This window comes from Chondromyces crocatus, assembly GCF_001189295.1.
Classification (GTDB): Bacteria; Myxococcota_A; Polyangia; order Polyangiales; family Polyangiaceae; genus Chondromyces; species Chondromyces crocatus.
The window spans coordinates 10,918,247-10,945,242 of record NZ_CP012159.1; the positions used below are offsets into that span (position 1 = coordinate 10,918,247).

Below are 26,996 nucleotides of genomic sequence, written 5' to 3' on the forward strand. Positions count from 1 at the left end.
CACCGTGCGCCCATGTCGCTTCAGCTTCCCCTCTTCCGCATCACGGCCATCGCCGCGATCACGTCGGGTCTCACGGGCTGCATCTTCCTCATGCCGCCGCCCTCCAGCGGCCCGATCGAGCAGGATCCCTCCGCCACTGAGCCCCATGGCAGCGACCCGGGCAGCGCACCGAGCCACGCCGCGTCGCCCTCCTTCGGCGACACGACCGCTGGAGCAGCAAAGCCGAGCGCACCTCCGCCCGAGCCCCCCAAGCGGATCCCCACCACCGTCCAGATCCGGAGTGAATGCTCCAAGACGGTCCCCGTCTTCTACGGTGAGAAGCCCAAATACGGCAGCGGAACCCGCTCCACTGTCAGCGGCAACTCGATCAGCTCCTGGTCGCGCAAGGCCGACGGCACCCTGGTGGTGTGGATCATCGACGACAAGGAGAATGGCCTCGCCAGCGCCCGCGTCACCCCCGACACGCAGCGCGTCGTCGTCGACCGGAGCTGCACCAGCCTCCGAGCCGAGTGATCCTCGCCGCGACGTTCGGACAGATCTCCTGGACGAGCTGACATGGAGCGCCACGAGCGCCGGATGCATCCTCCTCACCGAACGGAGAAAGGAGCGATGCACACCATGACGACCAGCCGATCGACGCGCGAGCGTGAGCCCCACGAGCGCCCCAGGGGGGCGACGACGCGATGACGTCCTCCTCTGGATCCCTCCCCCAACGTGACAGGGGCCGCGAGGACATCCGCGTCCTCGTGACCGGCGCCTCGGGAAATACTGGCCGGCAGATCGCGAGACGCCTGGTGGACCTCGGCCTGCGCGTACGCACGGCGACGCGTTCGCACGAGGCCCCAGGCGCCGCTCCGGAGCACGTACGCTTCGAGTGGACCGACCCTTCCAGCCACGACGAGGCGCTCCGCGGCGCCGACCGGATCTACCTCGTCGCCCCCGCCTACGTCGACGATCCCTCGACGATCATGCTCCCCTTCCTGGCGCGTGCGCTCGATCTCGGCGTCCAGCGCTTCGTCCTGCTCAGCGCTTCTGTGATCCCCGAAGGGGCTCCTGGCCTCGGCCTCGTCCATCGCTTCATGCGCGAACGCGCGCCGGAGTGGACCGTGCTCCAACCTTCCTGGTTCATGCAGAACTTCCTCACCGAGAAGCATCACCACGGCGCCGGCCTCCTGCGCGAGGGAAGGATCGCGACGGCCACAGGGGACGGTCGGGTCGGGTTCGTCGATACGGTGGACATCGCAGAGGTCGCAGTCCGGGCGCTCTGCGACGCGCAATCCCACGACACGGTCCACGTCATCACCGGACCCGAGGCGCTGAGCTACGGCGAGATCGCCAGCATCCTGTCTCGCGTGACGGGTCGTCCCATGCGTCACGAAGCGATCGACATCGCCGACTCCTGCCGCCGCATGGTCGCAAGTGGAATGCCGGAGCGCTACGCGCAGTTCCTCGCCCACCTGGAAGATCTCATCCGGCAAGGCGCCGAGGACCGCGTGACCTCCACGGTCCTGAACGTCACGGGTCGCCCGCCAAAGACCTTCGAGGAGGTTGCTCGAACGCACCTTCGAGCGGAAACGGCGAACTCTACGACCCCACCATGAGCCGACCAGCGCAACGGCTGGTGCGCGCCGGACCGGAGCCCGCAGAGGAGCCCTCCGGTCCGCGCGTTCACGCCGCAATCCCGCTCAGCGGAGACACAGGCACGTCGTGCAGCCACTCCACCTGCAATAGCCGGAACCGGGGCCGTCACACCGGGCATCGCAGTCGCTGTCCTTCACGCACTGCCAGCACGACTCCGGCTCCGCTTCGGGCGTCGTCAGCGGTCCCTCGGCCGCCACGGCGGGAGTGCCCGTCGTGCTCGCCCACAGGCCCATCCCGGCCATCAACAGCATCGAAGCCAGCACCCGGTGCGTCGTCTTCTTCTTCATTCCATGCTCCTTTCGTTCCGCATCCACGGAGAGGCTCCGAAGCCCCGTCCCCGAAGCGCGTGCGAGGACTATAGACGCTCATCACGATTCAACCACCCGCCTCTCGGTGCTCCGATGCGATCGAGAGACGATGAGTTTCAATGCTATTTTCCGCTCTGAATCCTGCACGGGAAGCCTCTTGGAATTCTCCCGTGCTGGTGACATGCATTCGTGACGCTCACACCGCATCCATTGCCATCACGATGCGGGGACGGTGCCTTTTTCGAGCCATGGCACCGGCGACACCTTGCACGGATTGCCGGAAATCGAGGCATCGGTGGAACTGCATGGAGAGCGCTTGCAGCGCCGGGCCAAAGCAGGTGATGACCCGATGACACGCGGGCCACGGTCGCCGCGCACAGAGGACACCATGTCGGCAAACGGGCTCTGGTCGAAGCGCAAGGCGCACAAAGCACGACGCATGGAGCGCGCTGCGACCTGGATCAGGGACCGTCGGATCGCCACCGGCGACATCGTCGCAGCACTCGAAGCCCTCCTGGAGCCAGGAGATCGGGTAGCGCTCGAAGGCAACAACCAGAAGCAGGCCGACTTCCTCTCGCGCGCCCTCGCGCGTGTCGATCCTGCACGCGTGCACGCTCTCCACCTGCTCATCTCCAGCATCAGCCGGCCGGAGCACCTCACGCTCTTCGAGGAGGGCATCGCCCGCAAGGTCGACTTCGCCTTCGCCGGACCGCAAAGCCTGCGCGTGGCGCAGCTCCTGGAAGACGGCAAGCTGGAGATTGGCGCGATCTACACCTACATCGAGCTCTATGCCCGGATGTTCGTGGACCTCACCCCGCACATCGCGCTGGTCTGCGCGGCACAGGCCGACGCCAGTGGCAATCTGTACACGGGCCCGAACACCGAGGATACGCCGACCATCGTCGAGGCGACGGCATTCCGCCAGGGCATCGTCATCGCCCAGGTGAACGAGATCGTGGACGCGCTGCCCCGCGTCGACATCCCCAGCTCCTGGGTCGATCTCGTCGTCGTCGCCGATCGCCCCTTCGCGGTCGAGCCCCTCTTCACCCGCGACCCACGGCACATCCACGAGCTGCAGGTGCTCACGGCCATGATGGTCATCCGGGGCATCTACGAGCGACACGGCGTGACCTCGCTCAACCACGGCATTGGCTTCGACACCGCGGCGATCGAGCTGCTCCTGCCCACCTACGGGGAACGTCTCGGCCTGCGCGGCAAGATCTGCCGCAACTGGGCGCTCAATCCCCATCCCACCCTCATCCCCGCCATCGAGAGCGGCTGGGTCGAGAGCGTTCACTGCTTCGGCTCCGAGGTCGGCATGGAGGACTATGTTCGCGCTCGCCCCGATGTCTTCTTCACCGGCGCGGACGGCAGCCTCCGCTCGAACCGCGTCCTCTGTCAGCTCGCCGGCCAGTACGGTGTCGACCTCTTCGTCGGTTCCACCCTCCAGCTCGACGCCGACGCCAACTCGTCCACCGTCACCCTCGGCCGACTCGCCGGCTTCGGCGGCGCCCCCAACATGGGCCACGACCCGCGCGGACGCCGACACAGCACACCAGCCTGGCTCGAACTCGCCACCGCCAGCGGCCCGCTCGTCCGCGGCCACAAGCTCGTCGTCCAGCTCGTCGAGACCTTCCACAAGGGCGGCGAGCCCGCGATCGTCGAGTCCCTCGATGCCATCGAGGTGGGCAAGAAGAGCGGCATGCCCATCGCCCCGGTCATGATCTACGGCGATGACGTCAGCCACGTGGTGACGGAAGAGGGCATCGCTTACCTCTTCAAGGCCGAGGGCGCCGAGGAACGACGCGCGGCCCTCGCCGCGATCGCCGGCGCCACCCCCATCGGCCTGCGCGCCGATCCCGCCAGGACGGCCACGCTCCGCGCCCGCGGGGTCGTCGCGTTTCCGGAAGATCTCGGCGTCGCCCGCCTGGAAGCCAGCCGCTCGCTGCTCGCGGCCCGGAACATCGAAGACCTGGTCGCCTGGTCGGGCGGGCTCTACAAACCACCTCCCCGCTTCAAGAGCTGGTAGCCGTCTCATGCTCGACACCTGCTCCTCCCCTTCCGTCGGACCAGCCGCCAGGCTCGACGCCCACCACCTCGGCGCCCTCGCCACGGCCACCCTGATCGCCGAAGCCGAGCTCACGCCCAAGCCGGCGCTGGTCGACCAGCGCGGCCGCGGAGCGCACACCGATCTCGATCTCGCGCTCATGGTGCGCTCGGCCTGCGCCCTCCAGCCCAGCTTCGTCGCCATGGCCAGGGCAGCCACGGGCGCGCGTCCCTCGCAGCACCTCCGCGAGCGCCTCGCGCTCCTCGGCCGGGAAGCCGAGACCACCATGCTCACCGTGACCGCTGGCGCCAACGCCCATCGCGGCGCCATCTGGGCCCTCGGCCTGCTCGTCGCCGCCGCCGCCATCACCGGCCCCGGAGCGCCCACCCACCTCGCTGGCACGGCAGGCGCCATTGCCCGCTTCCCGGATCGCGCCGCGCCCCCCTCCCCTTCACCCAGCCACGGCAGCGCCGCCCGCGCCCGCTACGGGGTCACCGGCGCCCGCGGGGAAGCCTGCGCCGGCTTCCCCCACGTCCTCGAGCACGGCCTGCCTGCACTTCGCGCCGCTCGCGCTCGTGGCCTCGACAGCACCCACGCCCGCCTCGACGCGCTGCTCACCCTCATGGCGCACCTCGACGACACCTGCCTCCTGCACCGCGGCGGCCTCCTCGCCCTCCATGCAGCCCAGCGTGGCGCGCGCGCCGTCCTCGACGCGGGCGGTACCTCCACCGACGCGGGCCTCGCCGCCCTGCACCAGCTGGATACTCACCTCCTCTCCCTCAACGCCTCCCCTGGCGGCGCTGCCGACGTCCTCGCCGCGACCCTCTTCCTCGACGCCCTCGACCCCCACGCGCACGACGAGCTCCCCCTCGACCCTCCCGCCGACGCGCGCCGACCCGCCCCTCAGGAGAGCCACCATGGAACAGCTCGCCTTTGACTACCCCGACCGCGAGCCCATCCAGCGACGTGCCCACGTCGGCGTGGTGGGCTCTGGCGACCTGGAGGTGCTCCTGGAGCCCTCGACCGACCGCGCCCTCCACGTCCGCATCCGCACCAGCGTCGACGGCTACGAAAAGGTCTGGAAGAACGTCGTCGATCGCTTCGCCAGCCGCTTCACGGGCGCTGCTCGCATCGAGATCAACGACTTCGGCGCCACCCCTGGCACGGTGATGCTCCGCCTCGAACAGGCTGCAGAGAAGATCCGCGCATGACCCCTCCCACGCCCTCGGATACTCGCCTCCCTGACGACGACGGCCCCGACATGTCCCGTCCCGACGAAGCTCGCCACGAGCCCCTCACCCCGCCACGCCCCCTCTTCCTCGCGCGCCAGAGCGTCGTCGAGATGACCGCGCGCCAGCGCGCCCACGCGCTCCTCGATCCGGGCAGCTTCCGCGAGCTACTCGACCCCTTCGAGCGCCTCGAATCCCCCTGGCTCGCCCGCCAGGGCATCGTCCCCCAGTCCGACGATGGCGTGGTCATCGCGCGCGGCACCTTCGGCGGAGAGCAGGCCGTGGTCGCCGCCATCGAGAGCGCCTTTCAAGGCGGCAGCATGGGGGAGGTCTCGGCCATGAAGATCGCTTGCGCCCTCGACCTCGCGCGTGCCGACCACGAAGCTGGCCGCCCCGTGCGCCCCATCCTCTTCCTGGAGACCGGCGGCGTCCGCCTCCAGGAGGCCAACCTCGGCCTCGGCATCATCGCCGAGATCCACGCCGCTCTCGTCGCTCTCCGCCGCCTCACCCCCGTCGTCGGCATCCTCGCCGGCCCCGTCGGCTGCTTCGGCGGCATGTCGCTCGCTGCCGCCCTGTGCAGCCACCTCATCGTCACCCGCGAGGCACGCCTCGGCATGAACGGCCCCGAGGTCATCGAGCAAGAGGCCGGCATCGACGAACTCGACGCCTCCGATCGCCGCCTCGTCTGGAGCCTTCTCGGCGGCGAGCAACGCTACGCGACCGGCCTCGCCGACGCACTCGTCGACGATGACCTCGATGCCGTGAAGCGCGCCGTTCACAAAGCCTTCGCCCATCCTCGCGGCCCCGGCCACCATCGCACCGAGCAGATCGACCTCTACCTGGAGCGCCTCGCCCCCCTCGATCCGTCCGCCGATCTCACCGGCCCTACCCTGCGCACCCTCTGGCCTCGCGAGGACGACCATGGCTGACGCACCGAGCCTCCGGGGGCGCACCTGGTTCGACGCCCTCACCCGCGAAGGCACCCCGGTCTCCACCGGCATCGCCTCGGTCCTCGTCGCCGACGCACCCCTCGGAGGAGCCACCGCGCGCGTCCTCTCCGTCGTCCCGGATCCCCAGGGCCGCTTCCCCCGCGCGCGCCACGGCGAGGTCGGCCTCGAAGAGGCCTGGACGCTCGCGCGCCACGTCCGCGCCCTCCTCGACCCCGATCGCGAAGCGGGCGCCGACCCGCGCCCCATCCTGGCCATCGTCGACGTCAGCAGCCAGGCCTACGGCCGCCGAGAAGAGCTGCTCGGCATCCACCTCGCCTGCGCCGCCGCAGCCGATGCCTACGCCTCTGCGCGCCTCGCGGGCCACCCCGTCATCGCCCTCCTCGTCGGCAAGGCCATGTCCGGGGCCTTCCTCGCCCACGGCTACCAGGCCAACCGCATCCTCGCCCTCGACGCTCCTGGCGTCCTCGTCCACGCCATGGGTCCGGAAGCTGCTGCGCGCGTCACCCGACGGTCGGTCGACGACCTGCGCCGCCTCGCAGAAGACAACCTCCCCATGGCCTACGACATCCGGAGCTACGCCCGCCTCGGCTTCCTGCACGCCCTCCTCGACGGCATCGATGCCGACGCCCCCACGCCCGACGACCTCACCCGCGTGCGCCAGGCCCTCCTCGCCGCCATCGACGACGCCCGGCAGGCCCCCCGGGATCTCTCCAGCCGCCTCGCCAGCCCCGAGGCTGCACAAGCCCGCGCCGCCTCGCTGGAGGTCCGCCGCCGCCTCACCGAGCAGTGGCATGCCCGCTGACGCGCCTCCGCGCCCGCACGACCTTCTCCACCTCACCGATCCGAGCCACCTCGTCGCACTCGGCGACATCCCCACCTGGGTCTCTCCTGCGCTCACCCGGGCCCCCTGGGTCGTCGTCCGCCGCGCGCAGCCCCTCGACGGCCTCCTCGCCGTGGGCGTACGCGGCGCCACCCGCAGCGAGCGCTTCGCTGCCTTCATCGCCCCCGATCACATCGATCGCGTCGTCTCCCCCGAAGATCTCGCCCACGCTCACCGCGCCGACTCCCCCCACGGCTCCCGCGATCTCCCCGCCTTTCGCGCCCTCGCCTGTGTCGCCCTCCTGCTCGCGCCCACTGGCATTCCCTGGGGCCCTGCGGGCAGCGTCGGCTTCGAGCTGGCGAGCGGATGGCCAGCCGTCACGCCCGGCAGCGACCTCGACCTCCTCTTGCGCCCGACGTCCATCCTCTCCCGCCACGACGCCTCCGCCCTCCTCGCTCACCTCACCGCGCACCTCACCCACATCCCGCAGCTCCCCTGCATCCAGGCGCGCCACGCCGACGCTCCAGCGCGGCCTCCCTCGCCTCCTTTGCTGCACGCCCCCCGCGCAGACGTCCCCGTCCGCATCGACGTGCAGCTGGAGACACCTCGCGGAGCCATCGCCCTCGCCGAGTACGCTTCTGCCACCGCCGAGGTCCTCGCGCGCACCCCGCTCGGCCCGCAGCTCGTCACCGACCCCTGGGCCTCGCCGCCCCTTCCCTCCTTCGGGGCCTCCCTGGGGCTCAGCGAGCCCCGGTGAACGTCGCCTTCCTCTGCCCTGGCCAGGGCGTCCAGACACCCGACATGCTCGACCGGCTCCCCGACCACCCAGCCGTCGACGACACCCTCGATCAGGCCAGCGCTCTCCTCGGACAGGACGTCCGCGCTCTCCCGCGGATCGACGCCCTCCACGCCACCACCATCCAGCTCACCACCCTCATCGCCGGCGTCGCCGCCGCACGCGCCCTCGCCGCCGAAGAGACTCATCCCGACGCCGCGGCCGGCCTCTCCATCGGCGCCTTCACCGCCGCCGTCCTCTGCGGCGCCCTCGACTTCGCCCATGCCCTCGCCGCCGTGAAGTACCGGGCCGAGCGCATGCACGCCGCCTACCCCCAAGGCTACGGCCTCGCTTCCCTCCTCGGCCTCAACGAGCCTCAGGTCGCCGCGCTCGTGCAGACCGTCTCCACCCCCGAAGTTCCCGTCTACCTGGCCATCATCAACGCCCCTCGCCAGATCGTCCTCGCCGGCGCCGTGCAAGCGCTCGACCGCGCCATCGAGCACGCCCTCGCCGCGGGGGCTCACCGCGCCGTGCGCCTCGCCGTCCCCGTCCCCTCGCACTGCCCGCTCCTCGACGACGTCGCCACCGACCTCGCGCGCTTCCTGGAGCCCCTCCCCATCACCCGCCCTCGCATCCCTTACCTCACCAACCGAGGCGGACGCGCCACACGCGACCCCGCGCTCATCCGCCACGACCTCGCCACCAACCTCGCCTTTCCCGTGCGCTGGCACGACGCCACCACCGTCCTCACCGAGCTGGGCACACGCCTCTTCGTCGAGATGCCCCCGGGCCACGTCCTGACCGACCTCGCCGCGAACGCCTTCCCCGAAGCGCGCGCCGTCGCCCTTGCCGACACCCGCCTCGCCACGGTCGTCAGACTCATCCAGCAGCGACACGCCCCTCACTGACACACCCGACCGTTGCGGTGCCCGCACCCCCGTCCCCGAACGCTGACTCTTCGCGCTCCGCTCCCTCGAAAGCAGACCGCGCGCACCGCGCCGCCCTCTGGTCAGCGACCGTAGCAGTTGCTGGCTGCGTTCACCTCTGCTCGGCAGGCCTCCCCGCAGTTCAGCTCTTGCGCCGCGTTACACGTACACTGCGCAAGCTGTTCGCGACCGCAAGCGGCCATGGCGGCGAACTCGTCTCCACATCCAGGAGCACAGGCGCAGAAACCGTCGTAAGGGCACGAAGCTGCAGCGAAGAGCTCTTCGAGCTGCTTGCACGCCTCCTCGCACGACACTTCCCCGCTGCCTCCAGCGCCGGCGTCCCCCCCTGCACCACCACCTCCGGTGACAGCCCCACCGTGTCCCCCCGCTCCCGGCGACGGCTCATTCGATTCACCGCCACACGCGACAGCAGCGACCAGCAACCCACACGACAGCATCCCTGCAAGGCGCTCAACGCTCATACCGCGCCTGCTATCAGAGTTTCCCGTACCCCGCAAAACGCCTCGCCGCACATCACGACATCACGTCCAGCACGGCCTCAGTGCATCACCACGCGCAGGTTCGACCGAGATTCGTCAGTCTCGGCGCGACACCATTGGACTCCGGACAATCTATTGGCAAAGACCACCTGACGACGGTCCTCATGGACTAGGTTGGGCACGCTGGCAGCAGCATCCGCTGAGCGCACTGCTCGCCTAGTTGATTATCACTTTCAAGGAGTCAGCCATGCCGTTCACCCTTCCCGAGCTCCCCTACGCAAAGGACGCGCTCGCGCCCCACATCTCGGCCGAGACCCTCGAGTACCACCACGGCAAGCACCATCAGGCGTACGTCACCAACCTGAACAAGTTGCTGGAAGGGAAACCCGACCACGGCTCGCTCGTGGACATCATCCTCAAGGCCGAGGGCGGCCTGTTCAACAACTCGGCCCAGGTCTGGAACCACACCTTCTACTGGCATTGCATGAAGCCCGGTGGCGGCGGTGAGCCCACGGGCGAGCTGGCCGACGCCATCAAGCGCGACTTCGGCAGCTTCGAGAAGTTCCGCGAGGAGTTCGCGAACGCGGCCACCACGCAGTTCGGCTCGGGCTGGGCCTGGCTCGTCCTCGACAAGGACAAGCTCGCCATCACCAAGACCGGCAACGCCGACCTGCCGCTGAAGCACGGCCAGAAGGCCCTGCTCACCATCGACGTGTGGGAGCACGCCTATTACATCGACTACCGGAACGCCCGCCCCAAGTACATCGACACCTTCCTCAATCACCTCGTGAACTGGGACTTCGTCACCGCGAACTTCAAGGGCGCCGACTTCAAGGGCACCTGAATCGCCGCGAGGGCGCGGGGAGCCTGACGCCCCGTCCTCCGCGCCCCCGCTTCGCCGAGAGCCACTCGCACCTTCTTCATCGCCACGCTCGCAGCCACGTTCACACACCGCCGCTGCACGCCTCCGCGCTCGCGGGAGCAGTTCAGGTGAGCTGCGTCTTCAGCAGCCACGCGGAGAGCTTCTCGTACATCGGCCGCTTCGCGTCGTCGTTGCGGAAGATCAGCCGGAACCAGTCGTCCAGCGGCTTCACGGAAGGGAAGATGCGGCGCACCGACCGCGCCGCCAGATCCTCCCGGACGAGATAGGCCGGCAAGACGGCGACCCCCGCGCCATCGAGCACCCGCTGCCGGATCGCCTCGATCCCCCCGAGGCGCACGATCTGCTTGAACCGCAGCCGATCCCCGCCTCCAGGTGCGTCACGCCAGTACCGGAAGAGCGGCAGCTCTCGACCCCCGTCGAGCAGCGTGTGCGCCTCCGCATGCGCCTCCCGGGACAGCGGCCGCTCCGCGAGCAGACGCACCGCACCGACGAACACGTACTCTTCCCGGTGCAGGCGCACCGCATCGAGCTTGGGGTCCGTGAAGCGTGACGACGTGATGGCGCAGTCGATCTCCATCGAGTGAACCCGCCGTAGAAGATCCCCTCCCGCGCCGAAGTACAGGTGCAAGTCCAGCGTCGGAAAGGCCTGCGCGATCGCGTCGAGCTGCGGGACCAGCCAGCTCATCCCCAGCTCGTGCCGCGTCCCCAGCGTGATCTCCATCGGTGGTGCCCCGATTTCACCGCGCGCCGCCCGCACACAGTCCCGGGCGGCGTCGAGGCAGCGCTCCGCAGCTGGCAGGAACGAGAGCCCCGCCTCCGTCAGCGAGACCGAGCGCGTGGAGCGCCGGAACAGGGGCGTACCGAGCCCCTCTTCCAGCTCACGGATGCGCTGACCGAGGGCCGCGGGGCTCAGCGCCACGACGCGCGCCGCGGCCCGGAAGTTGAGCAACCGGGCCGCGGCCACGAAGCAGCGCAGGCTATCGATCGAGGGCAGCATCCCACGACATTAGCCGACGCTCACGTGAGCCCGCGGCGGCGCCACGCGGTCTCGGCCGGAATCCCCAGCGCCTCCAGCCGCGGCACGATCACCTCGTTCACGGTGTCGTAGAACAGTTCCCGCGCCGCGCCGCCGTCGCACAGCCCCAGGGCAGCGGCGCCTGGAGGGAAGGGGCGCCCCTCGGGGACCAGCGACAGCTGGTGCCGCTCCTGGGCGGCGAAGGCCACCCGCAAGTACTCCCCGAGGCGCACGCGCGCCGCAGCATCCAGCCCCGGGCTCATCTCCGCGAGCCATCGCCAACCGAAGCGAGCGTGCCCCACCTCGTCGGCCAGGATCGTCGAGAGCAGACGCCGCAGATCCCCCTCGGGCATCTCCAGCCGCTCCGCGCTGATCAGCGCCACCGCCACCGTCTCCGAGAGGCAGCAGATGCTCAGCACGTTCCGCACGGCTCCCTCCAGCGGCGCGACGTCGTCGTGCTCCGGCAAAGGCGGCTCATCGACCACCTCGGCCCGCGCGTCTCCCCCGAACGCTTCCACCACGGCCCCGCAGAGGGCGCCGTGCCGTCGCTCCTCTGCCGCCATCTCCTGGCACGCCGCCCACGCCGCCTCGGCGGACTCCTGGCTCCCCAGGCGACGGAGCTGCTCCCCCAGCGCCTCGAACACGGGTGCCGACCCGTGCTCACGGATCATGCGGCCCCGCCACGTGCGCTGCACCGCGCTCCGCAGCGCCGGATCGACCTCCGCGACGGCTGGCCGGAGCGCTCGCGCTTCCTCGACCAGGTCGAGCACCCGGGTGGCCATCAGCTCACCCTCATCGCCGGCGGGACAGGCGGACCCCACGCCATGCACCCAGCGTCGAGATTCCAGTCGTGCTGCTCACAGCAGGCCCAGTAATCAGGCGACTCGGCATCGCACGTCGGAGAAGCATCCGGGGTGGACCCATCCGCCACCGAGGCGTCTTCCGGTGTGGCAGCGTCCTCGGGCGGCGTACCCGCATCGGCCACCGCCTCCTCATCCCCTTCTGCACCTTCCTCGGGCGCTTCATCCTCCAGGACCGTGACGGTCCCGCATCCCGTCACCCCGACGACGAGCGAGACCGCAGCTGCTGCTCGCAACGCACGACGACGAATTTCCAAGCGCATCGATGTACCTCCTCATGTAGCAGCGTACGTCCCGGCAGTGCGAAGAGAAGCGCGATGATCCGAACGGTATCGTAAAGCTCAGCCTTACAGTCAGCCCTGGCTCACGGCGCCATCGACATCTCGAGCACCGTGACGCGAACACGGTCGAAGGCCATCGTCCCGCGCAGAGTGAACGCCCCTCCCCAGCCTCGCATCGGTGCGCTACCACTGCACGGCCCCCCGAGATCCCCTCCCCGTGGAACGACGAATCGCCTTCCTCACCTCCGACCAGGATCCCGAGCTGACGCCAGACGATCAGCTCGCGGTCCACGCGCTCGAGCAGTTCGGCATCCGCGTCACGCCCCTGATCTGGGACACCCCCGAGGCCGCTCCCGAGCACGCTCGTCGCTTCGACGCCCTCATCCTCCGCTCTTGCTGGGACTACCACCGCAAGACACGCGCCTTCTGCGCCTGGCTCGACGAGGTCGAGCGCCATCACCTGCCGCTCCTCAACCTGCCCTCCGTCGCCCGCTGGAGCCTCGACAAGGTGTACCTCGACGCGCTCGCAACCCGAGGCGTCGCCATCCCCGCGACCCTCTGGCTCGACCCAGGGACCCCGACGCCCCTCGCCGACGTCTTGCAGCACGGCGCCTTCACCTCCGGCGAGGTGGTGATCAAGCCCTCCATCTCCATGCTCGGTGAGGACACCTTTCGCGCCTCCCGAGCCGACGCCGCACAGCACGAGCCCGCGTTCCAGGCGCTGCTCCGCGAGCGCAAGCTCATGGTCCAGGCCTTCGTCCCGGAGATCCTCGAAGGGGGCGAGCTGTCCTTCATCTTCATCGACAACCGCTTCAGCCACGCCGTGCGCAAGCGCCCCCGCACCGGAGAGTTCAGGATCCACGCCGAGTACGGTGGCAAGCGTGAGCTCACGTTCCCCTCCGACGCCCTCGTGGCGCAGGCCCAGGCCGTGATCGACGCCGCTCGCGCGCTCAGCGGAAGCGACCCCGAAGGACTGCTCTACGGCCGCGTGGACGGCATCGACGTCGCTGGCCGCCTCACCCTCGTCGAACTCGAGCTGATCGATCCCTTCCTGTTCCTCAACTACGCTCCCGGCGCTCCCGAACGCTTCGCCGCAGCGATCGCACGGCGCGTCCCTGCCCGCTCGAACGAACACGGACACGACAGGAGCGCCTGAAGCTCCGCGGCGCGACACGCCCCGGACCGCCGGTCCCCCGGCACCGCACCATCCGCCCCCCCGAAGTCGAGCCCCCCGTCGCTCAGGGGCCCCCGGGCACCGCGACCACCCGCACGTAGGCCCCGTCGGCGGGCGCATCCACGGCAGGCGCCTCCGTGCGCCCCAGCCAGACCACCGCGACCCGATCGCCGATCAGATCCACCTCGTACCGATCCTCCTCGACGAACACCCCGTCCACGGGCATCGCCGGCGCGACCACGGCCCCGGACTCCCCGTCCAGCCGCGCCATGAACAGCGGGTTCACCTCGCTGCTGCCGCTCGTGAAGAACACGAGCGGCGCGCCCTCCGCGGTGGTGATCGTCCGCGCGTGACCGGAGCGCAGACCATCGTCTCGCGACACCTGGGTCGGCTCACCGATCGCGTTCCCGTACACGTCGTACCGCGCGTGAAAGATCCTCGCCCCGCTCGCCTCGTACGCATAGCTCCAGCGCCCCTCGGACCGGAGCGAGGCCAGGTGCCCCCGCACGCAGCCCGGGACCCCGGAGACGGGTGATCGGACATCGACGCGCACCTCGCCATCACCCGGCAACAGGACCCACCAGCAGCTCGGCGTGTTGAACTCCACGCTGAACGCCGCACCAAAGGCCTGACCACTCCAGGCGACCGACATGAAGTTGCAGTCGTCCTGGCAGAACTGCCGGCTCTCCGGCGCCACACCCTCCACCGCGTCCCAGTCCTTCTCCACCACCTGCGGCGCAGGCACCCCTGGCTCGGCTTGCAGCAGCGTCCCGTAGACCCGCCCGCTCCAGGGCATCCCCCGCCCCACGAGCACGCGCATCCCCTCGACCTCCTGCGCGCTCCACGCAAACGGCGGCCCCTCTCCGGCGAGCGTCATGTACCGGAGCTCCTCCGTCATCACGAAGAGCCCCAGCCGTTCCCCTGTCGAGCCCAGCCGATGCGCCTTCAGGGCGCCCCCCTCTGCCGCGAGCGTCTCCTCCGGTCCCCGCAACCCGAACTGCGGATCGAGCCCTCGCAGCACGATCGCCTCGCCATTCTCCCCACGCGCAGCCCAGGCCACCACGAACCGCTCCCCGTGGGCCACCACCTGGGGCGTCGACAGCACATCGCTCGTCAACCGTACGGGCGGCTCCCCGCCCACGAGCACCCCCTCATCGCACGTCGTCGCGCACTGCTCCGGCGACACCTCCGCGCTCACGCAGTACCCCTTCACGCACGTCTGCTCCGCCGGGCAGTCCACACCCAAGCATGCGTCCCGCAGATCCACGCGCATCCGGAGCGCCTCTCCCGGCGAGAACCGGAGCTTTCGCCGCGCCAGGATGCAATCCGCGGGGATCGGCGTCTCCAGGCACCCCTCCACCGGCGCCGCCTCACGCCGCGTCGCCACCGCGTAGGCGAGCTGCTTGTCGTTCTGGTCCACCGGCGCGATCACCACATCGCCGACCCGACCGGCGGACAGGCATCCCCGGCTCGTCGCCGAAGGCGCTTGCTCCGCCAGGGTCGCGAGCTCGGGCGACACCGTGAGCGACACCTCCGCCTCCACCTCGCAGGCCACCTCCGTGTAGATGTCGACCGTGATCGCCGTCGGCGCCGCGCAGGCCCCCGCACCGATCAGTCCACCGAGCCCCAGCAACCCCCCCGTCGCACCCACCATCCGCACACGCCGCGCCCTCCCGACCCCCCTCCTCGGCCCCTCTTCAGCGCATCGCGCGCGCTCGTTTCTGAGCCTCCGCCTGGCCATCCGGTCAGGCTAGGGGATGCAGCATCGCCTCGACAACCCGCACGACCTAGGGCGCGCGACGGACCTGGAGCGACTCGAAGAACCGCGTCGCCCGCACGTCGCTCTGCACATCCGGCCGCTGCGACGCCACCCCGAGGGCGATCATCCGGTCCCCCTGCACCCGCACCCGGATGCAGAAATGATCGCCTTCATACCGATAGCGCCCGAGGATCTCCCAGCCGGGGATCCCCGCCACCTGCGTCGGCACGACCTGCTCGATGCCCATCGGCGTCTTGCTTCGAAACTCGCGCCCCAGAAGCTCCAGCAGCTCGCGCGGAGCCTCAGCGCCGGGCTTCGCCCAGCCCGAAGAGGGCAACTTCCCGTGGACCAGCGTGAACACCACCCCCTCCTCGCCACCGAGGATCAAGGTGTTCCCGCGGATCCACCGATCTTCGTCCTCCTCCTCGCCATGGGGCAGCAGCACCGCCGCATCGGGCACGGCCACGGTGAATCCCCCCTCCTCAAACGCTTGCACACGCCAGGGCAGCGTGAGCTGGAACGAGTCGAAGAAGCGCTCGGCCGTGTGCCGCTCGATGCGCCCGGGCGCCGCGTCGACGGTGAGCAAGTAAGCGTCACCCCCCACGGCGAACGCGCGCGCGAACACATGCTCGATCAGCCCTGACGCCCCTTGCACCCGCCCCTCGACGCCGCGCCCCGGGAAGCCCTGATGGGAGAGGTGGTCCTGCGTGGCCGTCACCTCGATGTCCGACAGCGCCATGCCCAGCAACGTGTCCGGATCGACGATCACCGCTGGCCACTCGCCCGTGAGCTTCAAGCGCCACACCGCGTAGTCGGCCGTGGTCTCGTCTCCGTCCATGAGCAGCAGCCCGTCCAGATCGATCTCGCCCCCGTGCCCAGCCACCCAGCGCTGATGCGCGACCATCGGCTCCCCTGGCATGGAGACACGGATCCCGGCACTCCCCAGCGACGCCCCTTGCCAGGCACGCGGCGCCGGCGCGCTCTGCGGCGAAGGCGCCTCGACCTGGGACGCTGCCGCAGAACACCCACCGAGGAGCACCAGCGCGACGAGCGCCCCCACCTTCCTCATCCCGTCCCTCCGATCGAGGATCCTCACGGCCGCACCGCCCCGGCGACCTTCTCCACGGTGCGCTTGCTCGTCGTGAGCGGCTTGATTCCGAGCGCCGCGAGCCCCTGCCGTCCTCCTCCGACGGCCCCCACCGCCACCACCCGGACCTCCTTCAGGCCCACCTGCGAGAGCAGCCGCTGCCGCAGCACCGGCAACGTCAAGAGCTGCGCTCCATCGTGCGTGGCGACCACCTGCTCCAGCGTCATCCCCGTGTCCCCCAGCAGCGTCAGCAAGCGCGCGAGGTCCTCGCTGGACCACAGAAAGACGGCAGCCAGCTTCATGACGTCGACACGGAGGCCCCGCAGCACATCTCCCTTCAGGATCTCGGGCTCCATCGCCTCCATCGCGGTCTGCACTGCCAGCACGAACTTCGCCGCGTTCTCGGGCTGCACACGTGCACCGATCTCGAAAAGCGGCTGCTCCGCGCGCCAGCGCACCGCCGCGAAGCGATCCGCGTACGCTCCAGGGAGCAGCCTCTCGACGAAGACCCAGGCCACCTGGGTGATCACCTCCCGCAACACCTCATCCACCGGCAGCGAGGACATGGCCGGCGTCTGGATCGGCCAGGTCAGCACCACGTCCACATCCGTGCGCCCGGGCTCTTCGATCAGGAACGTCCCCCGCGCGAGCCGCGTCGCCGCGGGCGTGGACGGCGCGGCGTGCGCCGCTCTCGACGGCGCGGCCCCTCCCGCCCCGGCGATCCTCCCCAGCAACGCCTGCACCACCGGCACCGACACGTCCCCCACGATGCCCACGCTCACCGCCTCCGGCCGGAGCTGCCCCTCGCGATGGCGCTGCACGTCCTCGAGCTTCAGCCCCCGCAGGAACGCCTCTTCCTTCTCCGCGTTCTCCCGGTAGGGATGACCCGGCGCGAACAGGCTCTCGTCGATCCGGCGCTCCATCCGACTCCGCAGGTCCGGCGCCCCCAGCGCCACGAGCCGCACGGCGCGCTTCAGCTCGAACCCCCTCGCGTCGACCTGCGCCTCCCTCGCGAGGACACCGAACAGCGCCCGCAGCACGGACTCCAGCGCGTCCGGGGCCAGCACGCACCCCAGAAACGCCCCCTCCGGGCTCGTCTCCAGCGTGGACTCGACCCCCAGGGAGCGGAGCACCGCGGCGAGCGGCAGCGTGCTCCCCGGCGCCCTCGTATCCAGGAGCAGATCCCCCGTGATCCACTCCGCGCGGTAGCTCGACGAAGGCCAGTTCACCCGGAGCGAGAGGTGCACCACCGGCACCTCGGGTCGCTCCACGACGAGCACCTCCTGCCCGCCTCCCAGGCGAAACGCGCCCACGCGAGGCGCGACGATCGGCGCGGATGCCGCGGGGAGCGGTGGCACATAGCGAAAATCCGCGTCCCCCTCGTCCCCCAGTCCTGTGGCGCTCCGGACGAGTGCAGGCGCCGCCGCAACGACCGGCGGCGCCGACACGGCACGCTCTGCACCCGCCTTCGCGCACGCACTCAGGAGCAACGCCGCGACCACCCCCCACCCAGCTCGCCTCATCGCTCAGTTCCTCCCCACGCGCGCCACGAACCCCTCGTCGAGATCCGGCCCCGACTCCAGGTCGGACGCGGACACCAGCAGCGCCACGAGGCAACGCTCGGCCGTCAGATAGCGCGCTGCGATCCGCCGCAGCGACGCCGCCGTCACCCCACGGTAGCTGTCCAGATACCCCCCCAGATGATCCGCCGGACGGCCCTGCGTCACGAACGAGACGATCTGCCAGGCGCGATGGGGCAGGACGTCTCCCTGCACCGCCGTGTAACGGAGCAGCTCGAGCCGCGTCGACTGGAGTTCCGCCTCGGCCACGTCGGTGTCCCTCAGCCGCGCCACCTCTTCTTCGAGCGCGCGCTGCACCGCCTCGACACCCAGCCCCTGCCGGGTCGTCGCGCTCACCGTGAACATGCTCCCGAGCTGCAACGACCGCTGCTGCACACCGGCCCGCCTCGACTCCAGCCCCTCGCCGAACCGCTGTCGAAGCCGCGTCTCCAGCACCCGTGCGACGGCGTCGAACACCACATCGTCCTCCGACAGAAAGGCCGCAGTCGGCCACGCCAGCACCACCGTCGGCGACTCGCCGCCTCCGAGGAGCCGTACCGGCGCCCGCGACTCTCGCGGCGCGGGTGGCACCGGCGCCCGCTGGGGTGGCCGAGGCGCCGAAGCCAGCGTGCCGAAATAGCGCTGCACCATCGCGCGGGCCTCGACCGTGGCGAAGTCCCCCGCGAGCACGAGGAAGGCATTCGCTGGGCTGAAGTAGCGCTGCAGGTGCGCGCGCACGCGCGGCTCCGGGGGTGGCACCTCCGGACGCGGCCGTGGCCCGTAGGGGTGTCCCGCGCCGAAGACCAGCGCCCGGAGTTCTCGCGAGACATCGCGATTCGCCGGATCCAGTGCCTCCTCCACGACGGCCGCGTACTCACTCTCCACGACCTTGGGCCTCACCCCGTCGAGGAAGAACCCCATGCGATCGCTCTCCAGCCAGAGCATCAGCTCGAGCTGCTCCCTGGGCACGACCTGGTGCGCATAGGAGTAGTCCGACGCGTGAACGAAGTTCACCTCCCACGGCGCCACGCCGAGCGCCTTGAGCACCGACTCGCGCTGCCCGAGCCCCACGTGCCGTGTCGACGCGTTCTCCAGCAGCCGCATCGCGAGCGCCCCCATCCCAGGCACGTCCGCCGGATCGTGCTGCTCTCCCGCCAGGTACACGACCGAGAGCACCACCACGGGCGCACGGTGGTCCTCGGCCAGGACCACGCGCAACCCGTTGGCCAGCTCGATCGTCTCCATCGGCCCCCGCCGCTGCGAGGCCCCTGCGACCTGCACGGGCGCCGCGCCCGCCTCGGCAAGCACGGTGCGATGAGCGACGAAGAGCGAGAGAAACCCCGCGAGCGCCGCAGCCTGACGAAGGTGGAAAGCCCCCATGGACCGCGATCATACGCGCCAACGCGAGATCCTGCGCCAGCAGAAGCCAGCTCCGGATCGCCCGTCGGTCGCGCGGCACCGGGATCGACCCCACCACGTCCGGAGACCTGCCCTTCCAGGCCCCTGAATGCCGCGAATTTCCGAGGGCAGCGACCACGTCCCGACCATCGATGGTGCCCCTCACCCGACCCCCCTCGCCTTCGGGCAGGGAAGCGCGGCCGGATTCCGCTATTCTGCAGACCCTGGAAGCGAGCGGCCGCCCAGCCCACCATCGAGCAGAAACATCCCCATGAGCCTCAGAGAAGCGCCTCGAACCACCCCAGCGCCCTGGAACTTCCAGCTCTCATGGCTCCACGCGGGTGTGCTCGAACTCTCCTTCCACGGGCGCCTCGGTGCCGAGGAGATCGAAGCCGCCGCGGACCAGATCGCCACCATGACCAGGAACACGCGCCTGGACAGCCTGCTCATCGACCTCGATCAGCTCGACGGGTACACCTCCCATGCAGGGTCTTCCGGCGGCCGTCTGGTCCTTCTGGCGCGGGAGCGCGGAGCCCGCGAGGTGGTGTTCGTCGCTCCCTCCGACAAGAGCCGCATGATCACGGCGAGCGTCGCCTTCGGCGTGCAGCAGTCCGTCAAGATCTTCGCGACACGCGCCGAAGCACGCCAGCACCTTCGCACCTAGACCGCTGCGCCGCGACGCCCCCCCTCACCTCGCCCGGCGCAGCCTCAAAAGCTTCCCGATCTCCAGCGCCACCCACACACCGCCATCCGGCGCGACCGTGAGGCCATGCGGCTCCGATCCCGGCGTCGGCAGCGCCACGCGCGTGATCTCGCCCTCCAGCGAGACATGCCCCACCCCGTTGGCTCCCCACTCCGTGAACCACAGCCCTCCCGCAGGATCGGCCGCGATCGCATGCGGCCTGGCCGCACGGTCCGGAAGCGGGAACTCGGTCGACTGACCGTCCACCGTGAGTCGCCCGATCTGCCCATCGCCGATCTGCACGAACCAGAGCGCCCCGTCCGACCCCACCGCCATGCCCACGGGTGCCGCCCCCTGAGCGAGCGGATGGAGCGTGGTCACCCCCTGCGCATCCATCCTCCCCACCGCATGCGCCTGGTTCAGCGTGAACCACATCGCCCCGTCGGGCCCCGCCACGATCGCGGAGGGGAAGCCCCCTTCGAGCGGCAGCGGGAACGCCGCGATCTCCCCGGCGACCGTGATGCGCCCGATCCTGTGCGTGCCCATCTCCGTGAACCACAGCGCGCCGTCGTGCCCCAGCGCGATCCCGAACGGCTGCGCCCCCGGCGTCGGCAAGGCGAACTCCGTCACCTCCCCCGCGACGCTGATCCGCCCGATGCTGTTCGCCGCCGTCTGCGTGAACCACAGCGCGCCATCTGGCCCGTTCACGAGGATCGACGGCCGCCCATCGGACCGCGGCAGCGCGAAGAGGCGGGGCTCCTCCTTTGCCGTGAAGCGCCCGATCTTGCCGTGATGGACCAGCGTGAACCACAGCGCGCCATCCGGCCCGGTGGTGATCGCGTACGGCCCTGCTTCCGGCCCGCAGACCGTGAACTCGTCCAGCTCGACCTGCACCCGCTCACCTTATCGAATCCGGAGGATCTCCCGAGCCCAAACTCACGTCCTCACCCCCGCCTCCGTCACGGGGAAGCGACAGGAGACCACCGGGCCATTTGCCATCAGCACGGGTGCGCAGATACGACTGCGCTACGACCCCGAGCACCTTGCTCCCATCGAGGAAAACGAACCCATGGTGAGATCTCCTCGCAGCCAGGGAAAAGGCAGCCGCCGGTTTCCCGGACGCCCAGGCGGCGCCCGACCCAATCCCCCTGAACAGGACTGGCGCCGGCACATGAGCCACGCCTCTGCCCATCTAGACGACCTGGGAGCCAATCGCTTCCGTCTATGGCTACGTTCCCCCTGGGGGGCCCCGGATGTCGAGTTCGCTTACAAGGTGGACCAGGCGTTCGCACAGGCGCACGTCCCGTACTTCCCCATCGCGGCTCACGCCTGGCACACCGGCCTGGAGGTCGCAGTCCCGGAGCCGTTTGCAGCTCAGGCCAGCGCCATCCAGCATCGCTTCGAAGAAGATCTGCCTCGCCCCCACACTTCCTCGCCCGGTCGAGGCTTTCGCCGTGACCTCCTCCCGCAGCGGTTGTCGAAGTCCCACGCCGACCATCCGTGGGTGTTCTGCCATTACCAGGAGAAACTCCCCGACGGTCGCCAGTACCAGGCCCTGCTCTTCCGAGACCAGAAGCGCACGACCTTCGGAAGACGAGAATGGGTCCTGCCAGCGACCGGAGGTCGCATCGGCGAGCCCGCGATGCGAAAGCTCGCATGGCGCATCGTCATGGACCCGGAGCTCCGGAACGAGCTGCTCTCCGACGACCCCTCCCTGCACGACTTCTGGCCCTGACGCCGTTCGACCTCAGTCCGAGCTCGCGTGCTCCCACCAGTGCAAGGCCACCGTCAGGAGGGTGAGCTTTCGCCGCAGCCCCTGGTCGACACGCGGCCCGCCCCGAGGATCGAACAGCTCGATCCATAGCGTCACGACGATGTCTGCCACGAGCAGCGGATCGCCCTTGGCCGAGACCCACGAGACGCGGCCGATGGGCGATCCCATCGACGGCATGATCCCATGCCGGAGCTGGAGGGTCCGATCAGGAAGGGTCAGCACGCCATGCCAGCATTCTGGCGTGGTCAACGTCTTCGTGACGGCCGCGTGCCGAGCTGGGCAGTCGACGCCCGGCGCCATCCAGAACGTCAGCGGCTCGGCCGCCCCTTCAGCCGACCAGCACCCGAAGCGGGTCCGCGGCACATCGGGCCCCGCAGGCTCGGTCGCACACGTGATGCTCGCCGAAGGCTCGCTCGCATACGCCACCTTGAAGCGGAGGTCGGCGTGGTACATGCCCATCCCGGAAATCACCGTGCCCTTCTGGACGTCGACCAGGATCTTGTCGCCACCACGAAGATCCCAGCTCACGGGCGCACTGCCGTACGGGACCCAGGGCGTCGCCTCGATCCGCTCCGGCGGCTCGGAGCGCATCTCCCAGCCGGGAGGATTGGTGATCGCACACCCGGTCAGGAATGCGAAGGCGAGGGTCCACGGACGCATGAACCCCAGCATACCCCTCGCGGCGGTGGACGTGCGAATGACGCGTGAATGACGCCGCCAGCGTCTCTGGCGTGTCCTGCCCGGAGCGTGGTGCGGTGTCTGGGAGGGACGCAGCGCGTCCGAGCGGGACGCGCCCCCCCTCTCGACGGCCTCGTTGGAGCAGCAGCAGATGACCTTCTCCTGTCGTTCTCGGCCGTGGCGATGGTCAGAAACGAACGATTCTTGCCGGCGCCCCGGTCGAGCAGCGCTCTGACCCGGACCCCGGGCATGGCTGCAACCCATTCATCAACCCTGGTCCGTGGTTTGCTCCGAGGTCGGGCATCCGGGCGACACGAGCGTCGCTTCCGCACCCTGGTGTTCGATACCCAGAGAGGAGAAGGATCATGAGCCGAGTCTCTTACAATGGGCGGTGGCAGGTGGATGCCCTGCTGTTCACCACCGTCAATCTGAACAATGGCCCTCTCAGCCAGCGTTACGGCGTATCCATGGGCGGCACCTGGGGCTATGCCCTCCTCGGGCCGGATCTGGCAATGCCGGGCGGCAGCTCCCCGGGCAATGGTCCGACGGCCGTCGGCCCTGGCTGGAACCAGCCCTGGCCACCGGACCCGAGGGGTCGGCCCAATGAAACCTTCGTCCAGGATCTCAACCAGAAGTGGATCCGAGGGCATCTGGTCAATGGTGAATGGAATGGCTCCGGCGCGAACTGGTCGAACCTGACGCCGCTCACCTCGACCGCGAACTCGAACCACAAGACCGTCGAGCAGTTCGTGAAGAACTACCTCACGGCGAGCCACCAGTACGAGAACGGCGGCTACCGAGACGACTGGTACGGTCTGGAGTACCTCGCGGAGTGCGCAGTGGCCCCCTGGTCCCATCCGACGTCGACCAACCAGACCAACCTCTACAGCTATGCCACCGAGTTCGTCCGGGTGACCGTCCGCGCCGTCTCCATCAAGAAGCCGACGAACCTCCAGAACCCCATGGTCCCTCCGTTCCTCGCGAGTCTCCCGAGAACGAGCCTGAACTCGGTCACGAGGCTGCCCTTCACCGTCGCCGTGCCACCCGTGATGGTGGGCGCGACGTGTCTACCGTCTGCCGGCAACACCCCGGGGGGCACCGTGAGCAACGCGGGGATCCCCTTGACCCTGACGCCAGCGAACGGGTTCGATCGACGGATCGAGATCCACCAGAGCTGACACAGCGCTTTCGCAGCCCTCGTGGTCTCCACGACGTGATGCACGTCGGGATGGCGTGTCCGGCGGGGCAGCGCGTGCTCTCGTGCCCTGCCTGGGCCCAGGTCATTTGAATCAACGACGCGCAGGCACGTCACGCAGGGTCATCGAGATGCGGATCCCTCGGCACCTTCCCCTCGCCCTGTCGACCCTGGCCTTCCTTGGAGCGGGGTGCGCCCAGCGGGGGGTGAAGACGGCGAACGTGATGGTCGTCCCGGTCGGCGAAACGGTGCGGATCGACCTCGGCGTCGACGACGAGCGTGACCCCCCCAGCTGCGAGATCTTCGGGCCGCAGGTGCTGGCCACCGTCGATGGCATACCGATGAAGGTGGTGGTACGCGGGGCACCAGCGAAGCCCAGGGTCATCTCTGGCATCCAGCTCGAAGCGACGGGCCAGCGTTGCAGCATCGCTTCCTTCAGGATCGAGGGACTGAAGCCGCTCGCCGACGCGGCGACCACCCAGATCGACGTGACGGACGGCGAGCGCGTCCTCGTGGTGAAGGCCATCAACGTGCGCGCCGCTCGCTGGCTGAAGGTGGAGCCCTCCTCGGTCGCGCCGGGTGAGTGGGTCACGCTCCACCTCGGTCCGGAGGGCGATCCACCGCTGACCTGGCACCCCGCGCTGGAGGTCTCCATCTACGGTCCTGAGCGACGGGTGGCGGTGGTCACGGGAAAGGACCTCCACCTTCGAGGGCGAGCGGTTTCCTTCCAGATGCCGAGCCTTCCCTCCGGCGCGTACCGGGTGGGGCCACAGTTCGGGGGTGGCAAGCGACCCGTCATCACCTGCGAGGGCGCGGCGAACTGCACGGTGGAGGTGGTCTCTGCCCCCGATCCCGTAGGCATCACCGTGCACACCAGCACGGAGATCGCCCCGAGCGCCGCCGGCCCGTGACGTGGCAGGACCCGGGCGGCAATGGGATGCGCGTGGAAGGGCTCGACGCGGCAGGCATCGCCGAGCTTTGCGAGGACCTGCCCCCCTCACTCCGACGCCGCGAAGCTCTCGCCAGCCGCCTTGCGCCTGGGGGTGAGGGTGCGCGTGCGCAGGGTCACCGGCTCGAACCCGAGATCGACGAGCGCCTTCTCGCTCCCGGCGACATTCCCCGCCGCCACCACCCGGACCTGATCCCAGCGCAACCACGCCAGCGCCCGCTCACGCAGCACCTCCGGCGTGAGTCCCTGCGCCGGATCGTGGTCGGCCAGCGTGCGTTCCAGGTTCGACGCGGGATCCTCCAGCAGGGCCAGCGTCGTTGCGAGCGCCGGGCCGTGCTTGAGAACTTCGGATGCATACTCCCCGACGTCGCGCTGCATCCGCTGCAGCACCTCCTCGGTCTGCACGGCCTTCGCCACCGACGCCATCACGCCCCGCACCGCTTTCACGAAGTCCACCACGGCGTCAGGCAGCACCCTGGCGCCCACGATGAGGAACGAATGCTCCTCACGATGAGCGTTCCCCACCATCAGCTGCGCCTTCTTCCCCTCGGACCACGGGAACACGGCATTCGAGAGAAGCTCCACGATCGCGTGTTGCCCCCCCCGCACGAGAGGCGCGGGGATCGCGGCGTACCCCTGGAGGGGCAAGACCACCGCCACGTCGGCATACGTCGCCCCGGGCTCCTCGATGAGCGCTGCACCCCGGACGAGCGGCGTGCGCGGAGCCGAGGCCTTCGGGGCCGCCGCTTTCGTTGCCGCCGTGGCGGACGCCGGCCTCCCCGCCTCGCCGAGCGACGCCAGCGTCGCTTGCACCTCCGCCGCCGAGACATCGCCCACGAGCACCAAGCGCAGCGCTTCCGGCTGGAGCTGGGCCTCGCGCACCCGCTGCACGTCGGCGAGCTTCAAGCTCCGCAGCACCGTCTCCTCCCGCGCGAGCTGCTGGTACGGATGCGTCGGCCCGAACAGGCCTTCGTCGATCAAGCGCATCATGTCGGTCGATAGCCTCTCCTGCGCCAGGTGGCCGAGCCGCTCCTTGCGCTTCTGCTCGAAGGCCTCGGGCGAGACCCGCGCCGCTGCCGAGAACGCGCCGAGGAGCGCTCGCAGCCCCTGCGCCAGCGAGTCCCTGCTCAACGTCGCGCTCACGAGCGCGACCTCGGCCTCCGCATTCACCGACGGCCTGGCTTCCAGCTCCAGCAGCTCGCTGAAGACCGTGCGCGCGCTGCCCGGACGGGTCGCCTCGAGCAGCAGGCCCCCGGTGATCAGCTCGGCCTTGTACGCGCTGGCAGGCCACTGCAGCCGGGCCATGACGTGCACGTGGGGCCCCTCGTCGCGCTCCACGACGAACACCCGATGCCCGCTGGCCGACCTGAACGCCTCCACACGCGGCGCCACCAGCGACTTCAGCGGCGGGACCGACGGCCGCGCGTCACGGGACGCACCGCCCCCCGCGACGGCCGCCTCTCCACGCACCACCCCCTGGGGCGCACTCGCGGGTGGGGAAGCCGGCAGCGCTTGCTCCGAACTCACCGAGCCGCACCCACTCAGCCCCAGTGCGACCACCATGCACAACCCCATGCGCGCCATCGCTCGATTCTCTCACGTCATCCCGCATCCCGCACCCGGCAGGGGCTTTCTCCGCGGTATCGGCGTTCCGCCGCATCCGCGCCGACACGAGGCGGGATTGGCCACGCCACCGCGAGCATGACCCTGCGAGGAGCGCATGAGGTCACCAACGCCCCGAGCCGACAGCCCCCAGGACTACTCGACGCGCAGCAGCGCCGCCCGCACCTCGGGGTGCTCGCGCAGCGCCAGCGAGCGCTTGAAGTACTCCGCGCTGCGCGCCTTCGCCCCTTCGCGCTCCTCGATCAGGCCGAGGTTGTAGAGCAGCGACGACATGGGCGCTGGCGAGTCTGCGGGCAGGTTCATCCCCATCATGCACTCATTACGTGCCCAGCGAAGGTTGCCCGCCTGGAGATTGCGCCAGCACCGGTCCGACCATTCCCAGCCACGGCGCGTATCCACGAGTCCGACGTCCTCGGGCGGCAGATCCGTGGTCTCTGCGGCGCGCCCTTGAGGAGCCGCGACGCTCGCGGGCTTGTTCGCTGGCTCCTGCTGGAACTGGAGTACGTCGCCATGCATCCACCCGGTCACCGACGCATCCGCCGCGAGCGCGACCTCGTACCAGCGGTCTGGCGTGTTCTTCCCGGGCGTCTCCTGAAAGCGCCGCGCCACGACCCGTGTCCCCGAGGGGAATTGTTTCAACACCTGGCTCCCGAACCCGGGACCATTGCGCAAGGGCGCCGACGTGTTGCCGGGGACGGGCACCACGAGCCCGGCCGACGAGACGGGTGTGGAGCCCGATGCTGCGATTCCCTTCCCGGACGCGACCTGCGGGCCGGATGTCGATGAATTCGACGCCGACCCGGAGTTCATGGATGTCGCAAACCCCCAGACGACCAGCCCCACCAGCCCCACCATCAGCGCCCCGACACCGACGACCATCCTC

Annotated in this window: 28 protein-coding genes; 15 read left to right on the plus strand and 13 right to left on the minus strand. The window is 69.9% G+C overall.

What is annotated here, in order from left to right; genetic code table 11:
* Window positions 1-12: 12 nt before the first annotated feature.
* Window positions 13-513 (plus strand): hypothetical protein, encoded by a 501-nt coding sequence (locus CMC5_RS39745; protein ID WP_050435293.1) that lies wholly within the window; start codon window positions 13-15, stop codon window positions 511-513.
* Window positions 514-746: 233 nt separating this feature from the next.
* Window positions 747-1,601: an NmrA family NAD(P)-binding protein gene (locus tag CMC5_RS39750; protein ID WP_245678135.1), complete on the plus strand. Its 855-nt coding sequence runs from the start codon at window positions 747-749 to the stop codon at window positions 1,599-1,601.
* Between the two features lie 84 nt (window positions 1,602-1,685).
* Here the strand turns inward: CMC5_RS39750 and CMC5_RS39755 are convergent, their stop codons facing one another.
* On the minus strand, window positions 1,686-1,928 hold the full coding sequence (locus tag CMC5_RS39755; RefSeq protein WP_050435295.1) for a hypothetical protein: 243 nt from the start codon (window positions 1,926-1,928) through the stop codon (window positions 1,686-1,688).
* A 460-nt stretch (window positions 1,929-2,388) separates the two neighbouring features.
* Here CMC5_RS39755 and mdcA point away from each other — a divergent pair, with 460 nt between their 5' ends.
* The 7 genes from mdcA to mdcH are packed head-to-tail and all read left to right on the plus strand — an operon-like array spanning window position 2,389 to window position 8,678.
* Window positions 2,389-3,978, plus strand: coding sequence for a malonate decarboxylase subunit alpha (mdcA, locus tag CMC5_RS39760; protein WP_425394847.1), 1,590 nt, complete (start codon window positions 2,389-2,391; stop codon window positions 3,976-3,978).
* Window positions 3,979-3,985: 7 nt separating this feature from the next.
* Window positions 3,986-4,933, plus strand: coding sequence for a triphosphoribosyl-dephospho-CoA synthase (locus tag CMC5_RS39765; protein ID WP_063796436.1), 948 nt, complete (start codon window positions 3,986-3,988; stop codon window positions 4,931-4,933).
* Window positions 4,914-5,207: a malonate decarboxylase subunit delta gene (locus CMC5_RS39770; RefSeq protein ID WP_050435296.1), complete on the plus strand. Its 294-nt coding sequence runs from the start codon at window positions 4,914-4,916 to the stop codon at window positions 5,205-5,207. The genes CMC5_RS39765 and CMC5_RS39770 overlap by 20 nt, the downstream gene beginning before the upstream one ends.
* A gap of 50 nt (window positions 5,208-5,257) precedes the next feature.
* Entirely contained in the window at window positions 5,258-6,154 is an 897-nt protein-coding gene (locus CMC5_RS39775) for a biotin-independent malonate decarboxylase subunit beta (RefSeq protein ID WP_050436398.1), read from the plus strand.
* Complete coding sequence (gene mdcE / locus CMC5_RS39780; protein ID WP_050435297.1) at window positions 6,147-6,977, plus strand: biotin-independent malonate decarboxylase subunit gamma; 831 nt, start codon at window positions 6,147-6,149, stop codon at window positions 6,975-6,977. The genes CMC5_RS39775 and mdcE overlap by 8 nt, the downstream gene beginning before the upstream one ends.
* The gene (locus CMC5_RS39785; protein WP_050435298.1) at window positions 6,967-7,752 is read left to right on the plus strand and encodes a malonate decarboxylase holo-ACP synthase; all 786 of its coding nucleotides are present in this window, start codon (window positions 6,967-6,969) and stop codon (window positions 7,750-7,752) included. Before mdcE ends, CMC5_RS39785 begins: the two co-directional genes overlap by 11 nt.
* Window positions 7,749-8,678 carry a malonate decarboxylase subunit epsilon gene (gene mdcH, locus CMC5_RS39790; RefSeq protein ID WP_082363263.1) on the plus strand — a complete coding sequence of 310 codons (930 nt, stop codon included), beginning with the start codon at window positions 7,749-7,751 and terminating at the stop codon, window positions 8,676-8,678. The genes CMC5_RS39785 and mdcH overlap by 4 nt, the downstream gene beginning before the upstream one ends.
* Window positions 8,679-8,779: 101 nt before the next feature.
* Here mdcH and CMC5_RS45525 read toward each other — a convergent pair whose 3' ends face one another.
* Window positions 8,780-9,178 carry a hypothetical protein gene (locus tag CMC5_RS45525; RefSeq protein WP_156339223.1) on the minus strand — a complete coding sequence of 133 codons (399 nt, stop codon included), beginning with the start codon at window positions 9,176-9,178 and terminating at the stop codon, window positions 8,780-8,782.
* 265 nt (window positions 9,179-9,443) lie between these two features.
* Here CMC5_RS45525 and CMC5_RS39800 point away from each other — a divergent pair, with 265 nt between their 5' ends.
* On the plus strand, window positions 9,444-10,040 hold the full coding sequence (locus CMC5_RS39800) for a superoxide dismutase (RefSeq protein WP_050435300.1): 597 nt from the start codon (window positions 9,444-9,446) through the stop codon (window positions 10,038-10,040).
* 142 nt (window positions 10,041-10,182) lie between these two features.
* Here the strand turns inward: CMC5_RS39800 and CMC5_RS39805 are convergent, their stop codons facing one another.
* From CMC5_RS39805 to CMC5_RS39815, 3 genes are read right to left on the minus strand one after another with little or no spacing between them, the layout of a single operon-like run.
* Complete coding sequence (locus tag CMC5_RS39805; RefSeq protein ID WP_050435301.1) at window positions 10,183-11,076, minus strand: LysR family transcriptional regulator; 894 nt, start codon at window positions 11,074-11,076, stop codon at window positions 10,183-10,185.
* Window positions 11,077-11,096: 20 nt separating this feature from the next.
* Window positions 11,097-11,876 (minus strand): ferritin-like domain-containing protein, encoded by a 780-nt coding sequence (locus CMC5_RS39810; protein ID WP_050435302.1) that lies wholly within the window; start codon window positions 11,874-11,876, stop codon window positions 11,097-11,099.
* A complete protein-coding gene (locus CMC5_RS39815; protein ID WP_156339224.1) occupies window positions 11,876-12,217 on the minus strand; it encodes a hypothetical protein in 342 nt (113 codons plus the stop codon). Before CMC5_RS39815 ends, CMC5_RS39810 begins: the two co-directional genes overlap by 1 nt.
* A gap of 235 nt (window positions 12,218-12,452) precedes the next feature.
* Here CMC5_RS39815 and CMC5_RS39820 point away from each other — a divergent pair, with 235 nt between their 5' ends.
* Window positions 12,453-13,391: an ATP-grasp domain-containing protein gene (locus CMC5_RS39820; protein ID WP_156339225.1), complete on the plus strand. Its 939-nt coding sequence runs from the start codon at window positions 12,453-12,455 to the stop codon at window positions 13,389-13,391.
* An 82-nt stretch (window positions 13,392-13,473) separates the two neighbouring features.
* On the opposite strand, the gene CMC5_RS39825 is transcribed toward CMC5_RS39820, so the two are convergent.
* The 4 genes from CMC5_RS39825 to CMC5_RS39840 form a co-directional block, all read right to left on the minus strand.
* Window positions 13,474-15,063 (minus strand): hypothetical protein, encoded by a 1,590-nt coding sequence (locus CMC5_RS39825; RefSeq protein ID WP_050435305.1) that lies wholly within the window; start codon window positions 15,061-15,063, stop codon window positions 13,474-13,476.
* 133 nt (window positions 15,064-15,196) lie between these two features.
* On the minus strand, window positions 15,197-16,237 hold the full coding sequence (locus CMC5_RS39830) for a hypothetical protein (protein WP_156339226.1): 1,041 nt from the start codon (window positions 16,235-16,237) through the stop codon (window positions 15,197-15,199).
* 23 nt (window positions 16,238-16,260) lie between these two features.
* On the minus strand, window positions 16,261-17,778 hold the full coding sequence (locus CMC5_RS39835; protein WP_156339227.1) for a peptidase M16 family protein: 1,518 nt from the start codon (window positions 17,776-17,778) through the stop codon (window positions 16,261-16,263).
* Window positions 17,779-17,781: 3 nt separating this feature from the next.
* Window positions 17,782-19,194: a M16 family metallopeptidase gene (locus CMC5_RS39840; RefSeq protein WP_050435308.1), complete on the minus strand. Its 1,413-nt coding sequence runs from the start codon at window positions 19,192-19,194 to the stop codon at window positions 17,782-17,784.
* Window positions 19,195-19,483: 289 nt separating this feature from the next.
* On the opposite strand from CMC5_RS39840, the gene CMC5_RS39845 reads away from it, so the two are divergent.
* A complete protein-coding gene (locus CMC5_RS39845; RefSeq protein ID WP_050435309.1) occupies window positions 19,484-19,876 on the plus strand; it encodes an STAS/SEC14 domain-containing protein in 393 nt (130 codons plus the stop codon).
* A 24-nt stretch (window positions 19,877-19,900) separates the two neighbouring features.
* Here CMC5_RS39845 and CMC5_RS39850 read toward each other — a convergent pair whose 3' ends face one another.
* The gene (locus tag CMC5_RS39850; protein ID WP_050435310.1) at window positions 19,901-20,788 is read right to left on the minus strand and encodes a Vgb family protein; all 888 of its coding nucleotides are present in this window, start codon (window positions 20,786-20,788) and stop codon (window positions 19,901-19,903) included.
* Window positions 20,789-21,065: 277 nt separating this feature from the next.
* Between CMC5_RS39850 and CMC5_RS39855 the strand changes: the two genes are divergently transcribed.
* On the plus strand, window positions 21,066-21,629 hold the full coding sequence (locus CMC5_RS39855; RefSeq protein WP_156339228.1) for a hypothetical protein: 564 nt from the start codon (window positions 21,066-21,068) through the stop codon (window positions 21,627-21,629).
* A gap of 12 nt (window positions 21,630-21,641) precedes the next feature.
* Here CMC5_RS39855 and CMC5_RS39860 read toward each other — a convergent pair whose 3' ends face one another.
* Window positions 21,642-22,328, minus strand: coding sequence for a hypothetical protein (locus tag CMC5_RS39860; protein ID WP_156339229.1), 687 nt, complete (start codon window positions 22,326-22,328; stop codon window positions 21,642-21,644).
* A gap of 383 nt (window positions 22,329-22,711) precedes the next feature.
* On the opposite strand from CMC5_RS39860, the gene CMC5_RS39865 reads away from it, so the two are divergent.
* On the plus strand, window positions 22,712-23,524 hold the full coding sequence (locus CMC5_RS39865) for a hypothetical protein (RefSeq protein ID WP_156339230.1): 813 nt from the start codon (window positions 22,712-22,714) through the stop codon (window positions 23,522-23,524).
* 148 nt (window positions 23,525-23,672) lie between these two features.
* A complete protein-coding gene (locus tag CMC5_RS39870; RefSeq protein ID WP_050435315.1) occupies window positions 23,673-24,452 on the plus strand; it encodes a hypothetical protein in 780 nt (259 codons plus the stop codon).
* Between the two features lie 86 nt (window positions 24,453-24,538).
* Here CMC5_RS39870 and CMC5_RS39875 read toward each other — a convergent pair whose 3' ends face one another.
* Both CMC5_RS39875 and CMC5_RS45530 read right to left on the minus strand, forming a co-directional pair.
* Window positions 24,539-26,074, minus strand: a complete 1,536-nt coding sequence (locus CMC5_RS39875; protein WP_050435316.1) for a peptidase M16 family protein — start codon at window positions 26,072-26,074, stop codon at window positions 24,539-24,541.
* Window positions 26,075-26,248: 174 nt separating this feature from the next.
* Window positions 26,249-26,992, minus strand: a complete 744-nt coding sequence (locus tag CMC5_RS45530; protein WP_156339231.1) for an SH3 domain-containing protein — start codon at window positions 26,990-26,992, stop codon at window positions 26,249-26,251.
* Window positions 26,993-26,996: the final 4 nt, after the last annotated feature.